Annotated in this window: 15 protein-coding genes and 4 pseudogenes; 8 read left to right on the top strand and 11 right to left on the bottom strand. The window is 69.3% G+C overall.

Translation table 11 applies throughout. From position 1 onward, the window contains the following. Positions 1-182: 182 nt before the first annotated feature. Positions 183-1,400: an SGNH/GDSL hydrolase family protein gene (locus ACIQ6Y_RS19635; protein ID WP_404040307.1), complete on the top strand. Its 1,218-nt coding sequence runs from the start codon at positions 183-185 to the stop codon at positions 1,398-1,400. Between the two features lie 28 nt (positions 1,401-1,428). Here the strand turns inward: ACIQ6Y_RS19635 and ACIQ6Y_RS19630 are convergent, their stop codons facing one another. The 5 genes and pseudogenes from ACIQ6Y_RS19630 to ACIQ6Y_RS19610 form a co-directional block, all read right to left on the bottom strand. Further along, positions 1,429-3,609: a WD40/YVTN/BNR-like repeat-containing protein gene (locus ACIQ6Y_RS19630; RefSeq protein ID WP_404040304.1), complete on the bottom strand. Its 2,181-nt coding sequence runs from the start codon at positions 3,607-3,609 to the stop codon at positions 1,429-1,431. 178 nt (positions 3,610-3,787) lie between these two features. Continuing rightward, positions 3,788-3,989, bottom strand: a pseudogene (locus ACIQ6Y_RS19625) (cellulase); the annotation flags it as partial. A 20-nt stretch (positions 3,990-4,009) separates the two neighbouring features. Further along, positions 4,010-5,521, bottom strand: coding sequence for a glycoside hydrolase family 43 protein (locus ACIQ6Y_RS19620; RefSeq protein ID WP_404040301.1), 1,512 nt, complete (start codon positions 5,519-5,521; stop codon positions 4,010-4,012). Between the two features lie 41 nt (positions 5,522-5,562). Further along, positions 5,563-7,698, bottom strand: a complete 2,136-nt coding sequence (locus tag ACIQ6Y_RS19615; protein WP_404040298.1) for an alpha-galactosidase — start codon at positions 7,696-7,698, stop codon at positions 5,563-5,565. Between the two features lie 258 nt (positions 7,699-7,956). Continuing rightward, on the bottom strand, positions 7,957-8,865 hold the full coding sequence (locus tag ACIQ6Y_RS19610; RefSeq protein WP_404040295.1) for an expansin EXLX1 family cellulose-binding protein: 909 nt from the start codon (positions 8,863-8,865) through the stop codon (positions 7,957-7,959). A 111-nt stretch (positions 8,866-8,976) separates the two neighbouring features. On the opposite strand from ACIQ6Y_RS19610, the pseudogene ACIQ6Y_RS19605 reads away from it, so the two are divergent. From ACIQ6Y_RS19605 to ACIQ6Y_RS19595, 3 genes and pseudogenes are all read left to right on the top strand, one after another. After that, a pseudogene (locus ACIQ6Y_RS19605) lies at positions 8,977-9,285 on the top strand (hypothetical protein); the annotation flags it as partial. A gap of 63 nt (positions 9,286-9,348) precedes the next feature. Further along, positions 9,349-9,554 (top strand): annotated as a pseudogene (locus ACIQ6Y_RS19600) (aldo/keto reductase); the annotation flags it as partial. Further along, complete coding sequence (locus ACIQ6Y_RS19595) at positions 9,545-10,273, top strand: FadR/GntR family transcriptional regulator (RefSeq protein WP_404040292.1); 729 nt, start codon at positions 9,545-9,547, stop codon at positions 10,271-10,273. The pseudogene ACIQ6Y_RS19600 and the gene ACIQ6Y_RS19595, both read left to right, overlap by 10 nt. Positions 10,274-10,491: 218 nt before the next feature. Here ACIQ6Y_RS19595 and ACIQ6Y_RS19590 read toward each other — a convergent pair whose 3' ends face one another. Together ACIQ6Y_RS19590 and ACIQ6Y_RS19585 are read right to left on the bottom strand one after the other, a co-directional pair. Next, the gene (locus ACIQ6Y_RS19590) at positions 10,492-12,804 is read right to left on the bottom strand and encodes a beta-L-arabinofuranosidase domain-containing protein (protein ID WP_404040288.1); all 2,313 of its coding nucleotides are present in this window, start codon (positions 12,802-12,804) and stop codon (positions 10,492-10,494) included. A gap of 64 nt (positions 12,805-12,868) precedes the next feature. Next, on the bottom strand, positions 12,869-14,293 hold the full coding sequence (locus ACIQ6Y_RS19585; RefSeq protein ID WP_404041519.1) for a family 43 glycosylhydrolase: 1,425 nt from the start codon (positions 14,291-14,293) through the stop codon (positions 12,869-12,871). A 465-nt stretch (positions 14,294-14,758) separates the two neighbouring features. Between ACIQ6Y_RS19585 and ACIQ6Y_RS19580 the strand changes: the two genes are divergently transcribed. Further along, positions 14,759-16,189, top strand: a complete 1,431-nt coding sequence (locus ACIQ6Y_RS19580; RefSeq protein ID WP_404040285.1) for a glycoside hydrolase family 43 protein — start codon at positions 14,759-14,761, stop codon at positions 16,187-16,189. Between the two features lie 119 nt (positions 16,190-16,308). Further along, positions 16,309-17,718, top strand: coding sequence for a non-reducing end alpha-L-arabinofuranosidase family hydrolase (locus ACIQ6Y_RS19575; protein WP_404040282.1), 1,410 nt, complete (start codon positions 16,309-16,311; stop codon positions 17,716-17,718). Positions 17,719-17,915: 197 nt separating this feature from the next. Here ACIQ6Y_RS19575 and ACIQ6Y_RS19570 read toward each other — a convergent pair whose 3' ends face one another. The 3 genes and pseudogenes from ACIQ6Y_RS19570 to ACIQ6Y_RS19560 all read right to left on the bottom strand — a co-directional run bounded on the left by ACIQ6Y_RS19570 (position 17,916) and on the right by ACIQ6Y_RS19560 (position 23,854). Beyond that, the gene (locus tag ACIQ6Y_RS19570; protein WP_404040279.1) at positions 17,916-19,022 is read right to left on the bottom strand and encodes a ricin-type beta-trefoil lectin domain protein; all 1,107 of its coding nucleotides are present in this window, start codon (positions 19,020-19,022) and stop codon (positions 17,916-17,918) included. Between the two features lie 415 nt (positions 19,023-19,437). After that, positions 19,438-19,608, bottom strand: a pseudogene (locus ACIQ6Y_RS19565) (hypothetical protein); the annotation flags it as partial. Positions 19,609-19,669: 61 nt separating this feature from the next. Continuing rightward, positions 19,670-23,854 carry a CHAT domain-containing protein gene (locus ACIQ6Y_RS19560; protein WP_404040277.1) on the bottom strand — a complete coding sequence of 1,395 codons (4,185 nt, stop codon included), beginning with the start codon at positions 23,852-23,854 and terminating at the stop codon, positions 19,670-19,672. Between the two features lie 276 nt (positions 23,855-24,130). On the opposite strand from ACIQ6Y_RS19560, the gene ACIQ6Y_RS19555 reads away from it, so the two are divergent. After that, positions 24,131-24,322, top strand: a complete 192-nt coding sequence (locus ACIQ6Y_RS19555; RefSeq protein ID WP_404040274.1) for a hypothetical protein — start codon at positions 24,131-24,133, stop codon at positions 24,320-24,322. 343 nt (positions 24,323-24,665) lie between these two features. Here the strand turns inward: ACIQ6Y_RS19555 and ACIQ6Y_RS19550 are convergent, their stop codons facing one another. Further along, positions 24,666-25,073 carry a MerR family transcriptional regulator gene (locus tag ACIQ6Y_RS19550; RefSeq protein WP_404040271.1) on the bottom strand — a complete coding sequence of 136 codons (408 nt, stop codon included), beginning with the start codon at positions 25,071-25,073 and terminating at the stop codon, positions 24,666-24,668. A gap of 49 nt (positions 25,074-25,122) precedes the next feature. Between ACIQ6Y_RS19550 and ACIQ6Y_RS19545 the strand changes: the two genes are divergently transcribed. Further along, positions 25,123-26,007: an NAD(P)-dependent oxidoreductase gene (locus tag ACIQ6Y_RS19545; RefSeq protein ID WP_404040268.1), complete on the top strand. Its 885-nt coding sequence runs from the start codon at positions 25,123-25,125 to the stop codon at positions 26,005-26,007. Positions 26,008-26,080 lie beyond the last annotated feature (73 nt).

Genomic DNA, 26,080 nt, shown 5'->3' with positions numbered 1-26,080 from the left:
CGATCCCGTGAAGGGCTGCGGCGCAAGGGGTGTTGACATGGTCGGGTGCCTCTCTAGTATCCGTGAGGCAGTCCAGGTTTCCGAATGCCGACCGAAATTTCGAACCCCCCGTGAAGGGAACGAATATGACACTCAGGGCGCCGTGGCGGAGTCGCGGGAGGCCCCTGGCGGCGGTACTGAGCGTGGTGACCGCCTTGCTTGCGACGCCCCTGTCCGCGCTCGGTGGCGCCGGGACGGCACAGGCGGCCACCGCGGATCCGAACGCGGGGTACGGGCTGGTCAACCGGGCCGGCGGCACGGCATTCGACGTGTCCGGCGCGAGCACCGCCGACGGCGCCCGTCTCCAGCAGTGGTCCCGCCACGACGGGGCCGGCCAGCAGTGGCGACCGGTCCGCGCCACGGGAGTGCTGGCGCAGGTGCACACCGCGGGGCGAGTGAAGGACGCCGGCAACGCGGTGCAGTACAGCTGGCCCGGCGTGTACTTCGAGGGCCGCGTCAGGGGCACCGGCGTGGGCATCGTGCTCAACGACTCGGCCGCCGACTACGACGTCCAGGTCGACGGAGCCACCGTCACCACACTCGTCACCCCCGGCGACACCACACACTGGATCAGCGGACTGCAGGACCGCGAGCACACCGTACGGCTCGTCAAACGCAACGACAGCCCGGGCGACACCAGCACGTTCGGAGGCTTCGTCGCCGCGCCGGGCGGCGCCGTACTGAGCAAGCCGGCGGCCCGCAACCGCCAGATCGAGTTCATCGGGGACTCCCTCACGGTGGGCTACGGCAACCTCTCGACCTCCCGAGACTGCACCGGGGAGCAGGTCAGGCGGACCACCGACGCCGACGTGAGCTACGGCGCCCTCACCGCCCGGCGGTTGAACGCCGACTACCAGATCAACGGCTACTCGGGCCTCGGCATGGTGCGCAACTACAACGGCGGCTCTCCCGACGTGACGTACCGGACGTTCTACGACCGCGCCCTGCTGAACGTGCCTGGCGACGTCTGGCAGAACCCGGGCACCTGGCGTCCTCAGCTCGTGGTGGTCAACCTCGGCACCAACGACTTCTCGACCGCCGTCAACCCCGGTGAGCCATGGACGCCCGACAGCCTCGCGGCCGCCTACCGCACCGCGTACGGCGACTTCCTGCAGAAGCTGCGGACGCGGTACGGCGACACGACCACCATCGTGGCAGTCGGCGCAGGCCGGTTCGCCGCCCATGTCCAGCAGGTGGTCAAGGCCCGCCACGACGCCGGTGACAACCGGGTCCGCTACTGGTTCCTCGACGACACCGGGCTGGACTTCCTGGGCTGCCACTGGCACTACTCGGCGCACGACGACCGACTCATCGCCGACCGGCTCACGTCATTCATCGCGGGCCTGCCGATGAGCTGGTGAGAGGGAGTACGGGTGACAGGCGGTGGGGTCAGGACGGGTCGCCGTACTGGAGGCCGCGTCCGTTGGTGCCGACGTAGACGCGGCCGTAGGTGTCGGGGTCGCCGGTGATGACGCCGACGGAGCCGATGCTGCCCCATTGGTGCGCCTGGTCGTTGACGCGGAGCCAGGTGGCGCCCTTGTCGGTGGAGCGGAAGACGCCCGTGACGTCCTTGACGGTGCCGATCAGGTACAGGGCCTGGTAGGAGGCGCCCGGGGCGGCCTTGCCGAAGCCGAGGGCGGAGGCGGCCTTCACCGTGGTGAGCGTGGTGAAGGTGCGGCCGCCGTCGGTGGAGTGCAGCAGCCCCTTGGCACCGCCGGCGATCCACAGGTCCCCGGCGACGCCGGGCACGGCCGTGAGCCGGCCGTCGGGCAGGTTGCCGGCGCGGGCGGTGAAGGTCGCGCCGCCGTCGGTACTGGCGTAGAGCCTGCCGCCGGACAGCGAGTAGAACGTCCTGGCCGAGGAGCGGTCGGCGACGACCACGGCGTCGGTGTCCAGCCCGCTGACCTTCGACCAGCTCGCCCCCTGGTCGGTCGAGCGGTACGGGACCTGGCCGGCCTGCGTCCAGACGATGGCGGAGCCGTCCGCCGCGAGCGCGACATGGCCGTCCTGGGCGCCGGCCACCGGCTCCGCCTTGAAACCGCTCCAGCTGCGGCCGCCGTCGGTGGAGTAGGCGCCGTCCTGCGCGCCGCCACGGCCGACGCGGACCATCATCGACGGGCGGGACTGGGCGAAGTCGATGTCGGTGCTGTTGGTCATCATCGGGTTCTTCAGCCGCCCGGCGGGCACCTTGGTCAGGGAGCCGTGGCGGAAACCGCCCTGGTCGCCCATGGCGGTGATGACGGTGGCGCCGCCCGGAGGGGCGATCGCGTCCATCAGCGCGGTCTCCTCCAGTCCTCGCGCCCCCGACGTCCAGTGGCTGTTGCCGCCGCTGTCGCCGGCGGTGGCGTCCTTGCTGCGCCAGATGCCGTTGCCGGTGCCGTACAGCACGTGCCCGGAGTTGAACGGGTCGATGGCCAGGGCGGTCATCCAGTGCCCGGTGTGGGTGCCGACGTAGGGAGCGGCGGAGGCGCTCCGCACCGACTTGTCGGCCAGTGCCTTCCACGTCGTGCCGCCGTCGATGCTGCGGTAGATCTCGTCCTCGGGCCACCAGCGGCCGAGGGTGGTGACCATCACCGTGGAGGGCTTGCGCGGGTCGACGGCCAGGCCGGAGAAGCCGTAAGCGCCGCTGGACGGGGAGACGTTCTTCCACCCCCCGCCGGCCGGCGTGTACTTCCACACCGAACCGCCCGTCACGCCGTTGGGTCCGAGGGCGTTCGTGTACGTCAGATACAGCGAGCCGTCGCCGGAGAGCACGCCGTGCTGCGGCAGCAGGCCGGTGGGCTGCCCAGGGACGGCCTGCCAGGTGCTGCCGCCGTCGGTGGAGCGGTAGAGGGAGGTGGAACTGTCGGCGACGCCGACGTAGACCGTCTTGCTGCCGGTCGGCCCGTACGTCACGAAGGAGATGCCCGCACCGCTGCTCGCCCCGTCCTTGACCGGGAACGACGAGACCTGCCGCCATGTCACGCCGTGGTCGGTGCTGCGCCACAGGCCGTTCCTGCGGGTGCCGAGCAGCAGGGTGCCGTTGTGCGCGGGGTCGATCACCAGCCGTTCGCCCGCCCCGCGGCCGTCCTCGTTGCCGCCCAGCTTGAACGGCAGGTTGGTGCGCTTGAAGGTGCGGCCCCGGTCGGTGGAGCGCAGGATCGCTCCGTTGCCGGCCCAGTCGTTGGTGTAGGTGCCCGCCGCGAGGTAGAGCCGCCTGGGGTCGACGGGGTCGGTCGCCACCGAATCGATGCCGAGCAGGTTCCAGTCCTTCTCGCCGATCCAGTCGGTCAGCGGGATCCACCGCTCGGCCCCGGTGTCCCAGCGGTAGGCGCCGCCCATGTCGGTGCGCGCGTACAGCAGACCCTTCTCGCGCGGGTTGAACACCAGCCCGGTGACGTAACCGCCGCCCACCACCTGGGCGTTCTTCCACACGTACGGTCCGGCCGCGGCCCGGGTCTGCGCCGTGCCGGCCTGTGAGTCCTCCTGCACGAACAGGAAGTACGGCACGACGAGGGCGGGCACACCGAACAGGAGGCCGGTGGCGGTCCAGCGACGGCGGTGACGCCCGCGGTTCGTGAGGTTGTTCATGGGAGGGCTGTTCTCCTTGCGTCCTGTTCAGCGGAGGAAAGACGGATCGGCCAGCCGAAACCGGCCGGATCCGCTTCCTCGTCGTCACAGGCTCAGCAAAGGTTGCCTCAAGCCGGCAATTCCTTTCGAAGGGAGGGACGGTTGTGGTCGGGCCGGCCGAGCAGGCCGTACGCACCGAGGTGGGCAGCACGAGCAGGCGGTCGGTGTTCCCGGAACCCGAGGAGCGGACGATCTTGTGGAAGGAGGTGTTCAGCTCGTTCAGGAGCTTGGCCTTCTGCTCCGTCGTGGTCGGCGGGCAACTTCTTGATCCACGCCCACGAGTCGTGGTGGACGTTGAGCACGACGTACAGGCCCTCGTCGAGCGCCCGGTCGACGACCTTCGTCGTGCCCTTCGGCCGGTTCAGCCTTCGAGGGGCTCGTAGTCGAACCAGTCGAAGTGGACGGTGCCTTGGGCCGCGTACATGCCGATGACACGGCCGGTGAAACCGCCGGCGGCCTCGGTCGACAGGTAGCGGCCGTCGAGGCCCGCGAGCTCGGTGAACGTGCCGTCGGGTCGTTCGATGCCGAGGGAGACGATGTCGGGCCCCGTGCACGGCCCGTGCGGAGGCGGGGGGTCCGTGAGGGTGACGGCCAGGACCAGTGGCCCGGCGGGTACGGCGCGTTCGGCCACGACCGTGCGCAGGGAGCCGACGCGGGCGATCACCCGTACGTTCGTCCCGGACGCCTCGATCGGGTAGTGGTGCCGCTCGTCCAGCCGGACCGCGAGCCCGCCGCGGCCTGCCGAGGAATCGACCAGGGTGCGCGCCCGGCACGACAGGTGCTGCTGGCGGCGGCCGGTGAACACCACGTCGGGCTCGTCCAGGGAGCCGCCCCGTGCGCGAAGCGTCAGCCATCCGGGGCGCTCCTTGGTGGAGCAGAGCTCGGCGCGGCGGTCCCGCACGGAGATCCAGGCCGGCCCGAGTTCGCCGAGCTCGAAGTCGTCGCGTTGCTCTTCGACGGGGCCGGGGGAGAGGGGCCAGGGGAGCGCGGACAGGTCCAGGGTGACCTCGCCGACGATGGGCCAGCCGTCCTGCCAGGTCACGGGGGCGAGGAAGGTCTCCCGGCCGAGCACATGCCAGCCGGGCGTGCCGCCGCGCGGTCGTACGCCGAGGAAGACCATCCACCAGGACCCGTCGGGGCCCTGGACCAGGTCCGCGTGGCCCGTGTTCTGCACGGGGTGGTCGGTGCCGCGGTGGGTGAGGACCGGGTTGGCCGGGCACGGCTCGAACGGGCCGGACGGCGTACGGCCGCGGGCGATGGACACGCCGTGGCCACGCTCGGTGCCGCCCTCGGCGATGAGCAGATACCAGTAGCCGCCGATCCGGTACAGGTGCGGCGCCTCCGGGGCTTTGGCGCCGGGGCCGCCGGACCAGAGCTTGCGCGGGGCTCCGTACGTCTTGCCGGTGGACGGGTCCAGGCGAACCTGCGCGACCCCGGCGACCGTGCACCAGCAGGTGCCGTCCTCGTCCCAGGCCAGGTCGGGATCGATACCGGGCACGCCTGGTGCCGGGATCGGATCCGACCAGGGTCCGGCCGGGTCGGTGGCCGTGACGACCAGGTTGCCGCCGCCCTCGCTGCAGTTGGTGACGATCAGCCAGAAACGGCCGTCGTGATGGCGCAGGGTGGGGGCATAGATGCCGCCCGAGGACGGCATGGAGGCCGGCAGACGCAACTGCTCCGGCCGGTCCAGTACGTTGCCGATCTGCCGCCAGTGCACCAGGTCACGGCTGTGGAAGAGAGGTACGCCGGGGAAGTACTCGAAGCTGGAGCAGGCGAGGTAGTAGTCGTCGCCGACCCGGCAGATGCTCGGGTCGGGATGGAACCCGGGGAGCACGGGGTTCGCGGCGCGGGCGGGCTGGTTCTGAGCGGGCACCCTTGGTCGTCCTTTCGTCGGGTGGGCAGCAGGGACGGCACTCAGGGAGCGTCCGGCTCCGTGCGGGTGATACGCAGCAGCGCCGCGGAGGGTGCGGTGGGCAGCGTCACGGTGAGGTCCGCGGTGTCCGGGTTCCAGACGGCAACGGCCCCACGTGCGGCGGGGTACAGCACCTCGGCACGGGCTGCGCCTCCGCCCGCCCGTTCGGGCAGCCGGAGGGTGGTGGTGGCCGCACTGCCCGGGCGGCGCCAGACGGTGAGGTAGGTGGTGGCGGGGATGTGCAGGGCCAGGGCGATCCAGGGGTCGTCCCAGCCGGGCAGCCCGAGGGGCCAGGACGGCTCGGCCTGCGGCAGGTCGGCGCGGACGGTCTTGTACACGGTGACCGCTTCATGGACCAGGGCGCGGGCCTCGGGCCCCAGTTCCGGCAGGCGGCCGGAGAGGTGGATGCGGCCGAGGAGGGCGCTGGCCATGGTGAAGGCGACCTCGTCGAGGGAGTCCTCCGGCTGTGGGTAGGCCCAGACGGCGCCCTGCTCGGGGGTGACGGCGGTGGGCGCGGAGGCCGCGATGGGCGCGTAGAGGTGGAGGTTCTGCTGGTCGCTGGTGGACTGCAGTTGCAGCCGCGACAGCAGGGCGTGGTCCCAGCGCATGCCGCCGGATGCGCAGTTCTCCACCACCAGGTGCGGATGGCGGTCCAGGATGCCGTCGAGCCAGTCCAGGTGGGCACGGTTGTGGCCGAGCAGCCCGGCGCCCGGGGGCTCGCCGGGGTGGGCGCTGGTGCCCGAGCCGGGGTCGATGTTGTGGTCGAGCTTGAGGTAACCCACGCCCCACTCGCCGACCAGGCGGTCCACGACCTGGTCCAGGTGAGCACGGGCGGCCGGGTGGCGCAGGTCCAGGTGGTGCCGGCCGGACTCGGTCAGCCGGACGCCGTCGCGGCGGAAGAACGCCCCGTCGGGCAGGGACTTGGCCATGGGGCTGTGGACGCCGATGACTTCCGGCTCCAGCCACAGGCCGGGCACCATGCCATGTTCGCGGATACGGTCCAGCACATGATGGATTCCCCTCTCGCCGGGGAAGCGTGAGACGGACGGTTCCCAGGCGCCGACGCTGGTCCACCAGCCGTCACTGTCGTCGTACCAGCCGGCGTCGATCACGAAGTATTCTGCGCCCGCGTCGGCCGCCGCGTCGATCAGCGGCAGCAGCTTGTCGGTGCTGGGGTCTCCCATCAGGCAGTTCATGTAGTCGTTGAAGATGACGGGCAGGCGCTGGTGGTCGGTGTGCGGGCGGCGATGGGCGCGGCGGTAGCGGGTCAGCGCGGCGAACGCGGCGTCGGGGCCGCCGTCGGCGCTGAAGGACAGGGCGACGGGTACGGTGCGGAAGGCGGCGCCGGGTTCCAGGGGGTGCCGCCAGCCGTGGTGCGTGTCGGTGGGACCGAACAGCGTCGCGTAGGCGGCGTGGTCGTGCTCTTGGCACTCCCAGCGCCAGCCGCCGCCGCTGTGCTCGATCTGCCACATCCAGGTGCGACCCGTGTGCCGGTCCGTCAGGCCGCCCATGGGGAGGTGTCCGCAGCTGGACCAGGTGCCCCGTCCGGTCAGTTCGAAGCCGGCCTTGCCATGCCCGTACTGGACGCGTCCGCTGGGGTCGGGTGTGGTCCGGCGCATCGGCTGTCGCTGCCAGCGGCATTCGGCGAGCCAGTCGTTGTCCGCCCACAGCAGATCGGCGGCGTCGAGGGCTGCCGGGTCCGGCGGGGTGAGGCAGCCCACCGTGAGCGAGCTGACCGACTCCAGGTGCAGCGTGGTCTGCCCTTCGTTGCGCAGGGTCACCTCGCTGCGGAGCACGGGGATGCCGTCCGGCGACCGGTAGGTCACCTCGGCGACCAGCCCGGTCTCCGGGTCGTGGAGTTCCAGGACCAGCGTGTGCCAGTGGCCGTCGCGGATCGCGCGATGGGCCCGGTGGCGCAGTCGCCCGCCGAGAGCGGTCCCGATCAGGCGGCTGCCCGACCAGCCGCGGCCGTGACCCGCGGCCGTCACCTCCACCAGAGGCAGAGAGGCACCCGGGGCGCTGCCCCCTTCGCCGGGCAGTCCCAGACGCGCCAGCCGGGCGCCGCCGTCATCGGCGAGGACGAAGTCGAGTTGCAGGGTCTCGTGACCCCACCGGAAGGTCCGCTGTGCCTTTTCCATGGTGGCCTCTTCCAGGTCAGTGGTCGCGCAGCGACTCCGGCGCTTTCCGGTGAGTGTCGAAGCGCTTCACCTCCAGGCGAAGTTAACGGACATGTTTTGTGCGAAACAAGGGCTCCGACTTGAAGAAGGTCTCTGTATCCTCGTCCCTCGATTGCCTGCTGGCACCCACGTCCGCGTCGATGCGCTTCGATAACTCCCCCTCAGCCGTCAGCCAGGGGTGCCGTCCGCGCGGTCTGCTTGGCCGGCTGGACCTCAGCGTCAGTGCTGGGCGAACTGAACTCTGGTGGCCTGCACGACGTCCGGCCGCAACGCGATCCCCGTGATGGTCAGTCGTTCTCCGTAGATGTCCGTGATCCGGATCGAGTTGCCGCACCCGCTGCCGTCGGCGGAAAGGAAGTAGTTGTATTCGGTGCGGGGCAACCGCCGCCAGCCGTCGCCGGTCTCGACCTCCAGGCCGGCGACCGGGTTCCGGTGGCTGATCGCCTGGATGCCGCACCAGTAGGGGCTGGACCCGGTCTTGTATCTGATGGAGATCGTGTCGGAGGTGGCGGGGCTCAACAGCTGCCAGGTGATCGGGATACGGCCGACCTCGAGGTCGGCGAGCTTGGCGAACGCCTCCTGGCTGAGGTCGAGTTGCCCGGGTGCGCAGGGCAGGGGGCATTCGTTGGTGATCCGTACCGTGATCGACTTGCCGTTGCCTGCGCGGACGAGCACGTATGCGCCGCACGCCTTGGAGGTCTCGTAGTCCGTGGTGTTCATGGCCGCGATCATGAGGTCGGGGCTCGGGCCGAACAGGCAGGCGCCGTCTCCGTCCTCGGCCTCGTAGGCGGTGGCGACCCCGGTGTAGGTGGTGCCGGGCCGAATCCGCCCTGCCGACGATGCCGTGGTGGACGCCGTTCGCGGGGATCGTGGGGTGGGCGTGGCCGACGGCCGTGCCGGGGCGGTGGTTGTCCCACTGGCCGTCGGACCTGGGGTTCCGGTCACACTCGGCGTCCCCGGCGCGGCCGGGGTGCTCGCCTCCGGGCCCGGGTTGGTCGCCCTCACCCGGGTGGTGGCGGCGGGCTTCACCGTGGCAGGTCCTGCCTCTTCCTTCCGCTCGGGGTGCGACCCCATGACCAGGTAGGCGAGAACGCCGGCGGCGGTCACCGCGACCGTGGTGCCCAGCATGAGCCTGCGTCTGTTTCTGCGTCTGCGCTGCCTCGCGGCCTGCCTCGCTGTCTTCATACCCGTCCGTCCGGAACCTCGAGCCGATGGTGCACTGTTCAGTGACCGCGCGGGGTGAAAAGGTTGCCGGCGATTCCCCGCTCGCGTGTCCCGAGGATCAGACGGACCGTGTGTCCCGAGGATCAGACGGACCGCGTCTCCCGAGGATCAGACGGCCGGGCGAGCAGCGCCCCCGGCGAGCGCGCCAGAACCGTCCACCTCAACCTGGCCCCTGGCCTGCTGGACGTCACCACCGTGCTGCATGTCCTGCTGAGCGCCGTGCCCGTCGAGGCGGCCCACATCATGGTGCCGCCCGAGGGTGAACCGGAGCCGCCCGCCATCGTCGAGTCCCGCACGATGCCGGCGCCCGCCCCGGTCGACACCCTCGGGCGCTTCGAGTTCTACGAGGCCGCCCGCTCGCCCGACTTGGCGCCGGCCGTCGTGACCGCCGCCGCGATCGCCTTCCCGTACACGCATCCCAGTATCATCAACGTCACCCTCGGCATGCGGACTCCGGAACAGGTCGGACGAAACGTGGAGCTTCATGATCAGCGCGTCCCTGACAGTCTCTGGGACGATCTGCGCGGGCAGGGGCTGATCAGGTCGGACGTGCCCGCGGGGGACGGTGGGGGAGGGATGCGCGGTGTCTTTGACGGACAAGGCCATCGAACAGATCCGTGAGCTGATCCGGACCGGTGCGCTGCCTCCGGGGTCGAAGCTGCCGCCGGAACCGGACCTGGCCGCCCAGCTGGGACTGTCCCGCAACCTCGCCCGGGAAGCGGTCAAGGCACTGGCCGTCGCGCGGGTCCTCGAGGTCCGGCGAGGCGACGGCACCTATGTGACCAGCCTGCAGCCGAGCCTGCTCCTGGAGGGTCTCGGCGGCGCGGTGGAGCTGCTGCAGGGCGACTCGGCCGCCTTGCAGGACCTCATGGAGGTACGGCGGCTCCTCGAACCGCTGGCCACGGCACTGGCCGCCACGCGGATTTCCGATGAGCAGCTCGCCGAGGTGAAGCGGCACCTGGACGCCATGCGCGAGGCCCGCGACGACGTCGAACGGCTCAACGCCCACGACGCCGCCTTCCACCGCGCCGTCGTCTCGGCCACGGGCAATGAAACTCTCCTCACCCTCCTGGAAGGGATCTCCGGCCGCACCCTGCGCGCTCGTATCTGGCGCGGTCTGGTCGACGACAAAGCCGCGGGCCGCACCCTGGCCGAGCACGAGGCGATCTTCGACGCCCTCTCCGTCCGTGACGCCGCCCTCAGCCAGGCCGCCGCGCTGCTCCACGTGAGCAACACGGAGCGGTGGCTGAGGGCACACCTGCGCTCGGGCCACCCCCTCTCCTCCGGGACGACAGCGGCACACACCCCCTAGGGCCTGTCGTTTGGATCATGCCGGCGTCGCGGGGCCTGGCACGCACATCTGCGGCGTTGTCGTCGGTTGCCGACTCCCCCACTCTCGGCTTCGCTCGAGCGGGGGGACCCCCATCGCGTCGACGCCCTCCTCCGCCTTGCAGCTGCACGCACCAGACCCCGCTCGACCCGGCCAAGAAGTGCAGTCCCTTTCAGCCGACCTGATCCAAACGACAGGCCCTAGTTCCTCAGGATGCGCCAGCGGTTGTCGGCAGTGCCGTTGTCCGAGTCCTGGACCGCGAACGCCCCGACAGCGGTGGAGTTGTTCGCGATGGCGAGCAGCTTGCCGCTGTGCACGTTGCGGATCTTGTAGGTCCCGTCTCCCTGGTCGAGCAGCGTCCATCGGTGGTCGGCGGTGCCGTTGTCCGCCCACTGCAGGACCGTCGCGCCGTCGGTGGTGGCCATGTCCTGGACGCCGAGCACCTTGCCGCTGTGGGCGTTGCGGAAGCGGAACGCGTTTCCGTCGGTGATCATCTGCCAGTTGTGGTCGGCGGTGCCCGAGTCGGTCCACTGCAGAGCGCGGCCACCGTCGGCCGTGGACATGTCCTGGATGCCCAGCACGAGACCGCTGCCCGCGTTGGCGAGGCGGACGGTGCCGGTGCTGCCGGTGTTCCAGTAGACGGTGTAGTGGTGGCCGTGCGCGTCGTGGAACGGGCCCAGGTTGACGGTGGAGCCGTTGGCGGTGGCGGTGAAGGCGAGCGAACTGCTGCTGGTCCGTGTGATCGAGGACGTGTTCAGCGACGGGAGGGAGCTGAGCGAGGAGTCGCCGTAGTTGCCGGACAGGACCACCGGGCCGTAGGTGATCGCGGAGACGTTCGCGTTGTCGTTGGCCGCTCGCATGATGACCCGCATGGGCAGGCGGACGGTGACCGTGTCGCCGGAGGCCCACGAGCGGCTCAGGGTGGCGTAGCTGCCGGGGTCGGTGGCGATGTTCTGCCTGACGCCGTTGACGCTGATGGTTGCCCCGGTGGTCCAGCTCGGGATGCGGATGCGCATGGCCCAGGTTCCGCTGACGTTGCCGGTGACCTGCAAGGTGGTGGTGTCGCTGACGGGGTACGTCGTGGTCTGGGTGACTGTGATTCCGCGCTGTGACCAGTTGAGCACCGAGGGCACGAACAGGTTCACGATCAGCGTGTTGTCGCTGCGGAAGTAGATGGAGTCCATCAGCCTGGTGTGCATCTCCAGGCCCGTGCCCTGGCAGCACCAGAAGGTGCCGTAGTCGGTGCTCCAGGTGCCGCCGCCCCACGCCGGGCCCACACCGCGTCGGCCTCCCGGGTTGAGCGGGGTGAAGTAGGTGACGTGTCCGTGGCTGTCGGCCGGATTCTGCTGGCCGATCATCTGGTTCAGCCACGCCCGCTCGTAGTAGTCGAACAGCTCGGCCCGGTTCGGGTCGAGCGCGAACAACTCCCTGGTGAGGCTGAGCATGTTGAAGGTGTTGCAGCTTTCGCAGGTGTCCTGGTTCAGGTAGCCGGCGATGGCGTTCGGAGCGCGAAAATGCTCTGCCTGGCTGTTGCCGCCGATGGCATAGGTGTGGTTGTTGACGCAGAAGTTCCATGCGTTGGCGGCGATGTCCCGGTAGCGGGTGGTGCCGGTGGCCTTGTACTCCCGGGCGGCCCCGATCCACTTGGGCACCTGGGTGTTGGCGTGCAGTCCGCTGAGCTGGTCCTGGTTGGAGGCCAGCGGGTCGAACACCGCGGCGTGGTCGAACCGCCGGGCGACGGCGAGCCACCGCGCGTCGCCGGTCTGCTGGTAGAGATCGGTCAGCACGGCGTTCATACCGCCGAACTCGGTTCCCAGCATGGCCTGCATCTGCTGGGCGCTCAGCCGGCCGGTGCGCCAGTCGACCCATCCCGCCAGAGCGAGCAGCACGTCCCGGGCTTGTGTGCTGCCGATGTGGCGCCATACGTCCAGCAGGCCGGCGAGGGTCTTGTGGATGGTGTAGTACGGCACGTTGCCATTGCTCAGGGTCCGCTGTTCGAGAGCGGTGAAGTCGGACTCGGGGTAGCCGGAGAGGTACCCGGCGTTGAAACCGGCGGCGTTGTTGTTGGCCTGGCATGTGGCCAGCTCCGCGACCATGTAGGTCGCCTTGTCCCGGCAGGTGGTGTCCCCGGTCACCGCGTACAGCTGTGCCCATGCCGTGAGGAAGTGCCCTTGGACGTGGGTGCGGAAGGGGAAGTCCGGCGCGTCCCAACCGCCGTTGGCGGCCGCGCCGTTGGTGGACAGCCGGTGGTTGGCGCGGAAGTTGTACAGCAGCCGGTCGACATCGACGAACCGCAGGTAGTTCCGCGTACGGTCCTGGTTGTCCAGCCACCGGCTCGTGGTGAGCCGGACCTGGCCGAGGTCGAAGGGGTGCGCCAAGACCCCGATGTCGGCCCTCGCGGGCGGGACGGCCGCGTGGGCGGGAGAACCGCCGATGAGGGAAGCGGTGGCAGAGACGGCGGCGGTGGCCCCGGCTGCTTGCAGGAGGTGCCGTCTGCTGATGGGGGAAGACATCTTGCACCTTTCGTGACGAGAGTCCGTCGAAGCCGCCCGAGGGGTAAGGGGCGGCAGTGGTGGCTCACTGGGTGGAGAAGGTGGCGTCGGCCCGGTCGGTCGCCGTGCTGAGAGCCTGGACCCGCAGCAGGTAGTCGTAGTGGCGGATGTAGCGGCCCGGGAGGTTGTACGACTCGTACGAGACGCCGGCGGAGTCCGCGAGGCCGGCCCTGGCGGTGAAGGAGGCGTCACCGGCGAACAGCGACGTTCCGTCGTTCTTCTCCACCCACACCTCGTGGTTCTTGTGGCGCAGGAAGTAGCCGGGGAGGTTCGCCGACTCCAGGGAGACGGTGCCGCTGCCGGTGAGACCGGATACGACGCGGAACTGCGAGTCGGCCAGCGGGGAGACGTTCGGCTCGATCCTGGCGCGGTACGCCCAGTGCCGGACGAACCGGTCGGGGAAGTTGTACGAGGAGAGCCGGATCGGGGTGAGGCCGTCGGCGACCGGGATGCCGAAGTCGGGTGTGCCGTCGGCCGTCCAGTAGATCTTCTGGACGCGGGTGCGGCGGTTGGGGTCGTTGAGCGGGGCACCGCTGATGTCCCTGTAACCGCGGTCGTGGTAGACGAGGATGTCCGACGTGCCGTCCTCGGAGACCGTGAACTGGTTGTGCCCGGGGCCGTACTGGCTGGTGGCGACGTTGCTGGCGAAGACCGGGCTCGCGGTCTTCGCCCATGACGACGCGCTCAGCAGGTCGGCCGAGGCGGACGCGGTCAGCAGGCCCATGCAGTAGTTGGCGTCGGTGGCGCCGGCCGAGAAGGTCATGAAAACCTTGCCGCCCCGCTGGATCACGGCCGGGCCCTCGTTGACCGTCTCGCCTCCGGCGGTCTCCCACGAGGCGGTCGGGCGGCTGATCATGACCGGTGTGCCGGTGATGGACCACGGGCTGGACATCCGCGCTATGTAGAGGTTGGTGCCGCGGCCGACGGCCGGGTCGTGCTGCGCCCAGGAGAGGTAGCGGGTGCCGTTGACGGCGAAGGTCGTCGCGTCCAGGGAGAAGGTGTCCAGCGGCAGTGCGATACGGCCCTTCTCCGTCCAGGCACCCGTGATCGGGTTCGCGGCCGTGCACTGCAGGACGTACGGCCGGATCCGCCAGATGTCGTTCGCGTCGCCGGCGGCGAAGTAGATGTACCACGTGCCGTCGATGAAGTGGATTTCCGGAGCCCAGATGTGGGCGCCCATCGCACCGCCGGCGTGCCTCGTCCAGATGGTCGTCTCCGGGGCCGACGTGAGCCCCTGGATCGTGGTGGCCCGGCGCAGCACGATCCGGTCGTACGCCGGGACCGTGGCGGTGAAGTAGTAGAAGCCGTCGGTGTGTTTGTAGATGTGCGGGTCGGCCCGCTGCTCGGCGATGGTGTTCGTGTACGTGACACCGGGGGAGGCGGGCACGGCGGCGTGGGCGGTGCCGGTCGAGACGCCCGTGAAGGTGGCGGCGGCCGAGCCGGTGATCATGCCGAGGACCGTTCGACGGGTGAGCGCTGGTCTCACGGAGTGCTCCCTCTGCTGCCGATATTTCGAACGCCGTTCGTAAACTCGGCCAGAACATAGATCCTGCGCCTACCCGGGTCAACGCTTCTGTCACAAAAAGCGGTCCGGGGTCTCGAAGGCGGCGGAGGTGGAGGTTTCGGCGCCCGAGCCCGGTCAGGTCGGATGTATTGACGCACCCTGTTTCGCCCACCTATTGTCTGCCCGATCTTACGAACGCTGTTCGATATATCGCCCAACTCGACTGGTGGGACGGCGAGTTGGCTGCGCAGGCTGCCCCGGCCGACCACCGGGAGCGAACGCGGCCGGGCGCAACAGCTGTCTCCGAGAAACCACCGACCGTCTGCTGCGCCGCGCCCACCCGCGCTCAGATCACCCAACCGCATCGCCCGGCCCCGCCGTCCCCACACGGCAGAACGACAGGAGATGTGCATGTCCGCGCTTCGCGCCCGGCTGTCGGCGATATTGCTCGCCGCGTGCCTCCTCTTCACCGGTCAAGCCCTGACCACACCGGACCAGGCGGCCGCTGCCGACCCGGGCTACCTGATGGCGCACTTCATCGGTGAGGGGGCGACCGGTCAGCAGATCTACTTCTCGCACAGCACGGACGGCCTGAACTGGAGAGACCTCAACGGCGGCGGGATGACCCTGCGTTCCACGGTGGGCACGCGCGGGGTGCGCGACCCCGCACTGGTGCGCTCTCCCGACGGGAGCCGGTACTGGATCATCGCGACCGACCTGTGCATCGGCTGCGGACAGAACTGGGACCAGGCCATCAACGACGGCAGCCGCAACCTCGTGGTGTGGGAGTCCACGGACCTGGTCACCTGGTCGCAGCCGTGGCTGCTCGACGTCGCCGGCGCGATCCCCGACGGGCGCAACGCGTGGGCGCCGGAGGCGATCTGGAACCCGCAGACCAACGACTACGTCCTGTACTGGGCGACGAACAAGCCCGTCAACGGCGTGAAGAAGCACCGCATCTACTACGCGCGCACCAGCGACTTCCGCACCATCACCACCCCGCAGCTCTACATCGAACGTCCCGGCACCCAGGAGATCATCGACACGCAGATCGTCGAGCTGCCGGCCGGCGTCGGCAGCCACCGCTACGTACGGGCCTCCGGCGACGGCCAGATCACCCTCGAAGGCAGCAACTCGATCCTCGGCACCTGGACCCACCTCGGCAACCTCTCCGGCATCGGCCTGACCGGTTCCCAGGTCGAGGGCCCGATGTGGATGAAGTTCCGGGACCGCGACCAGTGGACCCTCTACCTCGACCAGTACGCCTCGAACCGCGGCTACCTGCCGGTCACCACGACCGACCCGTCCGCCGCCGGCACCTACCGGCTCCCGGCGTCGGGAAGCTACAACATGGGCGGCACCAAGAAGCGCCACGGCTCGATCCTGAACCTCACGGCCGCCGAGGAGAGCCGCGTGCTCGCCCGCTGGGCCGACACCCCGGCCAGGCGGCTCCAGTCGTACAACTTCCAGGACCGGTACGTGCGGCACGCCGACTTCGACGTGCGCATCGACCAGAACATCACCGGCCCCGACGCCCAGTTCCGGCTGCGGCCCGGCCTGGCGGGCTCCGGCACCGTGTCCTTCGAGTCGGTCAACTACCCCGGCCACTTCCTGCGCCACTCCGGCTACGACCTCCAGCTCGCCCACAACGACGGCACCACCCAGTTCGCCGCCGACGCCACCTTCCGCCAGGTCGCCGGCCTCGCCGACTCGAACTGGTCGTCCTTCCAGTCGTACAACCACCCCGACCGCTACATCCGCCACTACGCCTACCAACTCCGCCTCGACCCGATCACCACCGCGACGGGGCGCGGCGACGCCACTTTCCGCGTGACGAGCTGACCCGACGCCGACAGAGCGCGACCTTCACCGTCGTGCCCGGCCTGTCCGTCCGACTGTCGTCCCGTGGCGGAACCCACCCACCGCCGACCGGAAACGCTTGCTCAAGGAATGGGGATTCCATGCACCGACGTATCTTCAGCCGCAGACATCTGTCCATGGCGCTCGCGGCCCTGGTCGCCTCAGCGGCGACACTCGTCGCCAACCCGGCTCAGGCGGCCACCAGTGGCGCTTTGCGTGGGGTCGGTTCCGGCCGGTGTCTCGATGTGCCGGGCGCCAGCCAGACCGACGGTGCGAACCTGCAGATCTGGGACTGCCACGGCGGGACCAACCAGCAGTGGACGTTGACGGACAGCAACCAGCTGACCGTGTACGGCAACAAGTGCCTGGATGTTCCGGGACACGCCACGACCGCCGGGACCCGGGTGCAGATCTGGACGTGCTCTGGCGGTGCGAACCAGCAGTGGCGGGTGAACGCCGACGGCACGGTCGTCGGCGTGGAGTCCGGGCTGTGCCTGGACGTCAGCGGCGGCGCCACGGCCAACGGCACGGCGGTGCAGCTCTGGAACTGCAACGGCGGCAGCAACCAGAAGTGGACCGGCCTGTCCGCGCCGCCGGGCGGCACGTGCGCTCTTCCGTCGACGTACCGGTGGACCTCGACGGGCCCCCTGGCGCAGCCGGCGAACGGGTGGGCCTCGCTGAAGGACTTCACCACCGTGACGTACAACGGCAAACACCTGGTCTATGCGACCGCCTCTGACGGATCGTCATGGAAATCGATGGGGTTCAGCTCGTTCACGAACTGGTCGGACATGGCGACGGCCACCCAGACCGGCATGAGCCAGTCCGCGGTGGCGCCCAAACTGTTCTACTTCGCGCCCAAGAACATCTGGGTGCTGGCCTCGAACGGGTGGGGCACCAACTGGCCCTTCGTCTACCGCACGTCGAGCGATCCCACCAACCCCAACGGCTGGTCCGCGCCGCAGCCGCTGTTCACCGGCAGCCTGCCGACCGGCGGCCCGATCGACCCGACCCTGATCGCCGACGATCAGAACATGTACCTGTTCTTCGCCGGTGACAACGGCAACATCTACAAGTCGGCCATGCCGATCGGGAACTTCCCGGCCAGCTTCGGCTCGTCGTACACGACGGTCATGAGTGACACGGTGAAGAACCTGTTCGAGGCGCCGGAGGTCTACAAGGTCCAGGGCCAGAACCAGTACCTCATGATCGTCGAGGCCCGGGGTGCGACCGAGCAGCGCTTCTTCCGCTCGTTCACCGCCTCCAGCCTGAACGGTCCGTGGACTCCGCAGGCCGCCACCGAGTCCAACCCCTTCGCGGGCAAGGCGAACAGCGGTGCCACCTGGACCAACGACATCAGCCACGGTGACCTGGTGCGTGTCAACCCCGACCAGACCATGACCATCGACCCCTGCAACCTGCAGTTCCTCTACCAGGGCCTGTCGCCCAACATCCCGCCGAACACCCCCTACATACAGCTGCCGTACCGGCCCGGCCTGCTCACCCTGTAGCGCTGACCTGCCCGATCCCCGGCTCGAGGAACCCCAGCCGCACGTCGGCTGGGGTTGCTCCCGCCTACCGCATGGACGCGGGGACCGGCATGGTGGGTGTACGGGGTCTTGTCGGCGAGGAGTTCACGGCGCGAGTCGGTGTGCAGGAACCTCAGCCGGCCGTGGGCCGAGGCGCTCGACGGCACCGGCCGCCCCGGTCATCCGGCGGTCAGAGCAGTCCACCTCTGGTTGGAGCCGCCGTGGCAGTCCCACAGCTGGAGCTGTGTGCCGTCGGCCGTGGAGGAGCCCGGAACGTCCAGGCAGCGGCCGGAGGCGGGGTTGCGGTAGCCGCCGTTGTAGGGCTGCCAGACCTGGTTGGCGCCGCCGTGGCAGGCCCAGAGCTGCACCTTGGTGCCGTTGGTGGTGCCCCAGCCGGCGGCGTCGAGGCACTTGCCCATGGAGCGCAAGGTGCCGTCGGTGTAGGCGGACCAGAGCTGGTTGGCACTGCCGCTGCAGCCCCAGGTCTGGACGGCGGTCCCGTCGGCGGTGCCGGCGCCGCTCACGTCCATGCACTTGCCGACGATGCCGGACTGCACGGGTGCGGGCGTGGGGGCGGGGTTCCGCAGCCAACCGGCGCTGTCCGCGGACCGAACGCCGCGGTGGAAGGCGTCGGCCATCTTCTGGTAGCCCGCGTCGTTGGGATGCAGGGGGTCGGCCAGGTCGGCCGTGGTCAGGCCGCTCATGTCGACGTATGCCACGTGTTTGCCCGAGGCCTGTGCGTCGCCGACGATTTGGCGGGTGGCCTGGTTGTACGCGCCCCGGAAGCGCTCCTCCGAGGCACTGGTGGACACGACCAGGGAGGCGACGAGAACGGTTGCGTCGGGGACGGCGGCGGTGATCTGGTTGACCAGGGACCTCAGCCGGGCGACGGCGGTGTTGACCTCGGAGGCCCCTTGGAGGTCGTTGGTGCCGATGTGCAGCGTCACGACGTTGGGCCTGTAGCGGGTCAGCGAGGCGTCGGCGAGTGCGGCGATCTGGTCGATGCGGTATCCGGAGTGGCCCTGGTTGTCGGGGTCGGACATCGAACCGCCCCGCAACGTGCCGACGAAGTCCAGCGGATGGCCGTCCGCTGCGAGCTTGTCCCACAACGGGCCCCGATAGCCGTTGCCCGTACTGCTGCCCACACCCCAGGTGATCGAGTCGCCCAGCGGCATGACCCGCAAGGGGGTGGTGGAGGCGGCGGAGGCAGGGGCCACGCCTGCCGTCGTCACCCCTAACGCGACGGCGACCAGTGTGATCAGGGTCAGAATCCAAGGCCTTCTCATGCAGCGTCCTCTTCTGCGAGTGATTGCCGGATCAGGTGATGGCTGAATCAGCGGGGCAGCAAGTCGGCTCCCCCGAGCGCACCCGTATGGATACCACGGTCCGGGCTGGAACATCCCATGAATGGCAGAGATTCAGACATCAAAGATCGGCGGCACGCGGGGCGTTCTGCGCCAAGTGGGCCCAAGACGCTGCTTGTACAGCTCGTTTCCTGCTGGCTCCCTTCCTGGTGCCCGGGACGTGAACATCCTATGTCTGGCGGCCTCGCAAGGGGGCCCGGTCAGCCCAGACTGAGAAGGCCGGCGTCGACGGCGGCGCGGCCGAAGGGGCGGGCGAGTTCGGCGAGACGCTCACAGTCGGCGTTCCCCAGGGCGGCATAGGCGGAAAGGGCCAACTGGTCGGCATCGGCTCCTGCGGTCAGGGCGGTGCGGCGTGAGCGGCGAACAGGGGGCGGCCCTGCGCGTGTTCGCGAGCTGCCTCGGCGGCCCGGCGGGTCAGGGCCAGCGCCTCGTCCAGGCCGGGCAACGCGTGGATTCCCGCCCGTCGCAGGGCTTCGCACGTCGCGGCGTACCGCGCGTCGAGCACCTGCTGCGGTGTCGTCGCGTCCCAGGCTCCGTCGACCGCCTGCCGTACGACTTCGGGGTTGAAGTCAGTTCGGCGTTGTCCTGGGGAGCGGGCCCGTCGGGTGGATGTGGGTGTCGATCCAGCGGATGACGCTCTCCATGAAGGAGTCGAGCCCGGGCGTCACCTGCGCGACCGTATCTCCGAAGGCGAGCCGACGCAGGGCCCCGGCGAGTGTGCCTAGCTCACCGCCACCGCGGGCCGCCAACGCATCCAGGGCCTGGGGAAGTTCGGCCGCCGCCTCCGTGTCGCCGTTCGCGGCGGCCACCACCTTGGAGAGGAGGTGCCGTATCGACTGGAGGACCCACAACCCGGGCGGGATGCCGACGTCGGTCATCGGCATGTCGAGCAACCGATAGACGATCACATGGTGGAGGAGTTCGAGGTTGTCGTCGGGCACGTCGGCCCTGTTCTCGAGCGCGCCACGCATGATGCGGACCAGCGGGCTCCACTCCGGAAATTCTCGGAGGTCGTCCAGCGCGAGGTGGGCCTGTCGGCGGGCGGTGTCGTCGCCGGCGATCGCGGCATCGACCGCTGACAACACTGGGTCCCAGGCGGCGAGATGAGGGGCGAAGCGGAGATTGAGCCGACGCCAGGCACGCCGCAGGAGGTCGTCCAGTGTTCGCTGCGGCAAGCGGGGGTCCTCTGTGGTGACGAGGCCGGGAAGGCTCTGTTCGAAGGGGATGCCGATGTGCTCGTACGCGGCCCGGTGCACGTCCGGCCAGTCGAGCGGGCAGGCCAGGACGTGTCCCCTGTACAGATTCTCGGCCAGCTGGTCCGCCACGGAATCGGAGGTGGAGACACCGCCGTGCACGCACTCGGTGACGGCTCCGATCAGGTGATTGCACAACGCTTGCAAGGGCTCTTCGGCGGCGATGTGGAAGTTGCCCAGGTTGAGGTGACCGATGGCGAGATCGTGGAGATCACCCGCTTCGGTGGAGTGGCGGAGGGCTTCTCGCTGCAGGCGGACAGCCACCTCGACGTGACCTTGCAGGTGCTCGAGACCAGCCTGCGAACCCATGACCATCCCCAGCAGCTTCGGATCGTCCCCTTGTTCGGCTGCCCGGCGCACCCGAAGAAGCAGCTCTCGGGCGTCGTCGAAGCGGCCCAGCGCCATCAGCGGGGCGTGGCTGTGGAATTCGACGCGGACGGATTCGGCTCTGACCGCCATCCTCTGGCGCAGCAGGTCGAGGAGGTCGTTGTTGAGGTCGAGCGCCCGCTGCCATTCGCGCAGGCCCAACGCGGCACGGAAGCCGATCTCGAGGGCGGACTCGATCAAGCGCCGCACCTGCCGCTCACGGGGGGAGCTGCCGGCCGTGGGCGTCAGGACCGACTGTCCGCGCAGGCGCGTCAGATCGCCCAGCACCCGGTGGAAGTCGCCCTGCTCGTAGGCTTCCTGCAGCTCATCCAGCCAGGTCTCGGACGCCGTCTGCGGCTGTAGAGTGCTCGGGGTCGGCTCTTCCGGGGTGCCGGACGGGTTGTGGTCGTCTTCTGCCGGGGCGGGCGAAGCCCCTGACACCTGGGCGATCCACTGCCGGCAGAAGGAACGGACAGGAGCGGCGTTCGCTTCCTCGGCCGCCTGGCGCAGCCAAGGCAGCACACTGCGTACCGTCTCCGGCGACGCGTCTCGGGAGAAGAGCACTTCGAGGAGCTGGTGGACCTCACTCCAGGTGCCTTGTCGCGCTGCGTACGGGACGGCGTGGCGAGCAGCCGCAGCCTCCATGATCGTCAGTTCGCGGTCCGGGTAGTTGAGGGCTTGCGCACTCATCATGCGTATCCAGAGTTCGGCGAGGCATTTGGAGACGGTCCGTGGAAACTCCGGTTCGGCCATGGCGCGCACGGCCTCTGCCACGGTGGGATGAATGCGGATGCAGAGAACGCCCTCGTCTTCCTCGTGGACACCGATGACGAGACCGGGGTAGATCTCTACGGCGGCCTGACCCGTCAAGGTGAAGGCGGTTCCGGGGCTGTCGGCGGAGCCCGGAACGGGCGGAACCTCGACCTCGAAAGTGTTCTGTTCCGTTGCGCGTTCGACGGTCAGCAGCGCCCGCGCCTCGAGACTGCGCACGAGGCTTTGCCAGGGTGGTGCGGTGCCCGGCCGGTCGAGGTGCTGCCACAACTTCGGCCAGGCATCGCGGAGAACCCACGGGATGCGGTCGTTCTCCTCCAGGTCGCACAGCAGAGCCCCCAGCAACTGCTCGGGTTCCGGCAGCTGCCTGATCACTGTCCGGGTCCAGTGGGTAATGGCGAGGTGGTCGTCATTCAGTTCGGTGTGACGGAAGCCGCCTGGCGGGCCGGCGCCGAGGAGGACGTCGCGGGAAGCGTCCAGCAGCAGTCCTGGGTGGCCCCCACACGCTCGAAGGAGGCTGCGAATGGTCTCTCGGGACCTCGATCCCGCGCGGAAGAGCGCCGACATGTCCGGCAGCGCCCTGGCCAGGAGCACGGCTTCGCGGGTCGAAAGCGGCACGACAGGCAGACGCGTCACCCGGTCGTCCAGCCCGGGGACGGCACCCGAAGTCGTCATGACCAGCCTGGACAGACCGGAGTGGCCGGTCACCGCGTCGACGAGTCCGCCCCATCGGTGGTCCCGCCACCGCCCCTGTTCGGTGAGCAGAGGGGTCGCATTGTCCAGTACGACGAGGACGCGGTTGTTGGTCAGGAAGATCGACAGCAGGCGCAAGGACCTGGCGAGCAGTTCCGGGTCGTCCAGGGTGCGCGGGTCGTCGAAGTTGGCGATCGGTGTGAGGCCGGCATCCTCGAGCTGCTCCCGGAACTCGCGGGCGAAGCGTTGGAGGGCGGTGCCTACGTGCTCGTCGTCACGCACCTCGTGCCATACGACCGCCGCGAACCTGTCGGCGTGGGTGTGCGCGAGTTCGAGTGCGCAAGCGCTCTTGCCGACCCGCGGCATGCCGTGGAGCATCACTCCTGACGCACCGCTGCGGGGCGCGAGTGCCGTGCTCGCGGCGGTCAGCAGTCCGGCACGACCCACGAACTCCGCCGGCGGAGAGGGCAGGAAGGCCTGCTGTCTGGAGTGGTCCGCGCCGAGTGGCGGACCGTTGAGGGCCGGGACAGTCAGCTTCCGGTCCGCGCCTTGACGCCCGAAGAGGATCGGCGTCATCTCCGCCAGTGTCAGCCTTCCCGACTGCTCATGCCATTCCGACAGGGCGAAGGCCAATGCCTGCGGCGGTGATTGAGCGGCATCGCCGATCAGGCGGTTGTAGACGCGGTGGGACAGTTCGATCGCGAACCGATCGTCGACGGGGTAGCGCATGCCGAGCACCCAGCAGTCCAGTTGTGCGGCCAGTGCCGCCGCCAGCGAGGGCGACGGTGATGTCCGGTCCGACCGGGAGCCGGTGTTCCTGTGGACGGGGCGAAGTTCGTCCACGCTCGCGGCGAAGGCGTCGGATTCCGAGGCGCCCGACGAGCACGAGGAGACCATGGCGAACTTCACCCGCGTGGCCAGGGGGCCGAGGAGAATCCGCAGCTCCTCGTTGGTGACCAGGTCCGGTGAACCGTCCTCCCGTTCCAGCAGGAGGCCGGTCGTCGATCCATGGGCTGAGACATGGAGGATGTCCCAGCCTTGTCCGTCGTTGACGTGGTCCTTCAACCGCTTTCGTGTCACGCCGTACTGAAGGATCCGCAGGTCGATCGCCTTCCTGTGCACGGCGCTCACCTCCTGGAAGAGGTTCACCAGCGCGACCCTCTCCCGGCGGAGGTTGAGCGGGCTCGTGTCGTCGGGAAGGCTGAACAGGCCGAGTACCCGCAGTGCCTGTCCGGCTTCCGCCCGCGTCCGCGCCGGTGTCTGGAGGTCGAGATCGACGACGAAGCGGATGTCTCGTGAGGCGAGGGTGCGGTTGTCGGCGACGGCCAACTCCCATGGCCAGAGGGCAAGGTGACGTGTCTGCGCCGAGGTGATGAGCCGTACGGTGAGCGGGACCGACTGGGCGATGAGCGCCTGCCCCACGGCCCCGAGGCCGTACGTGTACGCCCAACGCCCGATCTGGGTCAGGATCTCGCGCTCACCGTCGGCAGAGATGTCCGGCACGCCCGACCACTGCAAATGGCCGTGCAAGTCCTGCAAGGCATCGGACTCCCAGCAGGGTTCGGGTATGACCACCTGGTGATCGGCCAGGAACTCACCTTCCCGGCTGAGGACCCACCTCCAGGACCTCGGCCCGTCGAAGTCTTCCACGCGGAGCTGCAACTCCAGCACCCGGCCGCCCCCTTGCCTCCGCACGTACGCGTAGCGAACGAGGGATCACTTTATGTGATCGGCCGACGCGGCGGAGAGAACTCCGACGAACGTCTTCCTGGTGCTGTGGACCCGCACCGCTGAAGCCCGCATCCGTCACCCAGGAGGACGCATGCTTCGGCGTTCCCGGCAGCGGGATCGGCCTGCGGGGCCCCGACCTCGGGACGCGGCACGTCCCAGGCGCTGATCGGCGCCTACGTCCTGGCCGGCGAACTGGCGCGGGCCGACAGCGACCACATGGCGGCGTTCATCGCCTACGAGAAGGTGATGCGGCCCTTCGTCACCGAGCACCAGGCCGTGGGGCGCGAAGGCGCGGAGCGGTTCTTCATGCCCGCTCCCAGTCAGGAGGTGCTGGACATGCTCGCAGCCAACGCCCCGGAGAACACCCGCACGGAAGTGGTCCGTCTCCCCGACTACGCTCCACGCTGACCTGCTCGGCGGGCTTGCCCGTCGTGGGGCTGCGACCGCGACGGCGACCGGAGGGGTGAGCTGGGCGGTGGCGAGCTGGGCGCCTTCGAGCCAGTCCGCAGCACTCCACCTAGACCGCGTTCCGTGAGGTCGGCCGTGTGATCCCGGCGGTGCAACTACAGCGCTACAGCGCGACGCGTACGATCCGTAGCTGGACGTCGACTTCACGCGGCTCCGCGAGCAGGAACCAGCTCCCTCCGGCTTCGGTGCAGCTGCCTGATGCGACAGATCACCGGCCCGGTCACGGCATCTTCGGTGGGCACAGTCAAGGCGACGTTCGGGCCAAGCACAACACCACGGCCCCTTAGACGGGGACGGGGTCCAGGTCGGTACCGTCAAAGGGCGGGTAGTTCTCGCCGGCCGTTCGCTCGGCCGCATCGATGTAGATGGCAAGAGCATCGCGAGATTGGGTGAGGGTGGCCATCTGATCGTTCAGTCGCTGCAGCCGTGACCGCATCGCGGCCAGCAACTCGGGACATCCGGGCAGCTCCGGCGCCTCGCCGCGCGCACATGGCAGCACGTACGCGATGTCCTCGGAAGACAGACCGGCACCAAGCAGATGCCGGATCTGCTTCACTCGCAGTACTGCATCCTCGTCGTACTCACGATAACCGTTCGCGCCACGGTCCGCCTCCAACAGCCCCTGGGCGCCGTAGTAACGCAGCTGATGAGTGTGGACTCCCGTCCGACGACTCAGTTCCCCGATCCGCATCGCTACCTCTCTTGACCTTCACACCGGTATCAACGTTGACGATGCTGTCATGAACGACAGCACCGAAACACCCGTGACCATCATCGGACTCGGCCTGATGGGCCAGGCACTCGCCGACGCGTTCCTGAAAGCCGGGCATCCCACCATCGTGTGGAATCGCACTTCCTCCAAGGCTGACCAACTGGTGGCCGGGGGTGCACGGCTGGCACCGACCATTGGCGACGCGCTCAAGGCAGGTTCGCTGACGATCATCTGCGTCACCGACTACCCGGCCCTGTACGAGCTGCTCGGCGGGGACGATGTCGAGCTGGACGGCACGATGTTGATCAACCTGACCTCGGGGAGCTCGGCCCAGGCCAGGGAAGCCGCTCGATGGGCCGAGCAGCGTGGTGCCCGCTACCTGGACGGCGCCGTCATGGCCATCCCGTCGGCCATCGGCACCGCCGATGCGGTGATTCTGCACAGCGGGCCGCAGACGGACTTCGAGGCGCACGAGTCGGCACTCGGCGCGCTCGGCACCGTCACCTACCTGGGGGCGGACCATGGGCTTGCGTCGCTGTACGACGTGGCCGGCCTGGCCATGATGTGGAGCGTCCTGAACGCCTGGCTCCAGGGCACGGCCATGCTCAGGACGGCCGGCGTCGACGCCGCGACGTATGCACCGTTCGCGCGGCAGATCGCCGCCGGTGTGGCCGAATGGCTGCCTGGATACGCCGAGCAGATCGACAGCGGCTCCTTCCCCGCCGAGGTATCCGCCCTGGAGACCGACGCACGGGCGATGGAGCACCTGATCCAGGAGAGCGAGGCAGTGGGGGTGAACGCCGAACTGCCGAAGTTGCTCAAGACTATGGCCGACCGGGCGATCGCCGCCGGACACGGCAAAGAGCAGTATCCCGTGCTGATCGAGGAGTTCGGCAAGCCCCGCAACGAATGACCGTCCCCGACGCCGGGATCTAGCCGGCTCAGAGAAGCGGGAGTCTGCCCCGGACCGCCACACCCTCCCGACC

The sequence above is a fragment of the Streptomyces sp. NPDC096205 genome (assembly GCF_044763135.1).
Taxonomy (GTDB): Bacteria; Actinomycetota; Actinomycetes; order Streptomycetales; family Streptomycetaceae; genus Streptomyces.
Note: the sequence above shows the minus strand (reverse complement) of the source record. Positions and strands in the feature narration are given on the sequence as shown.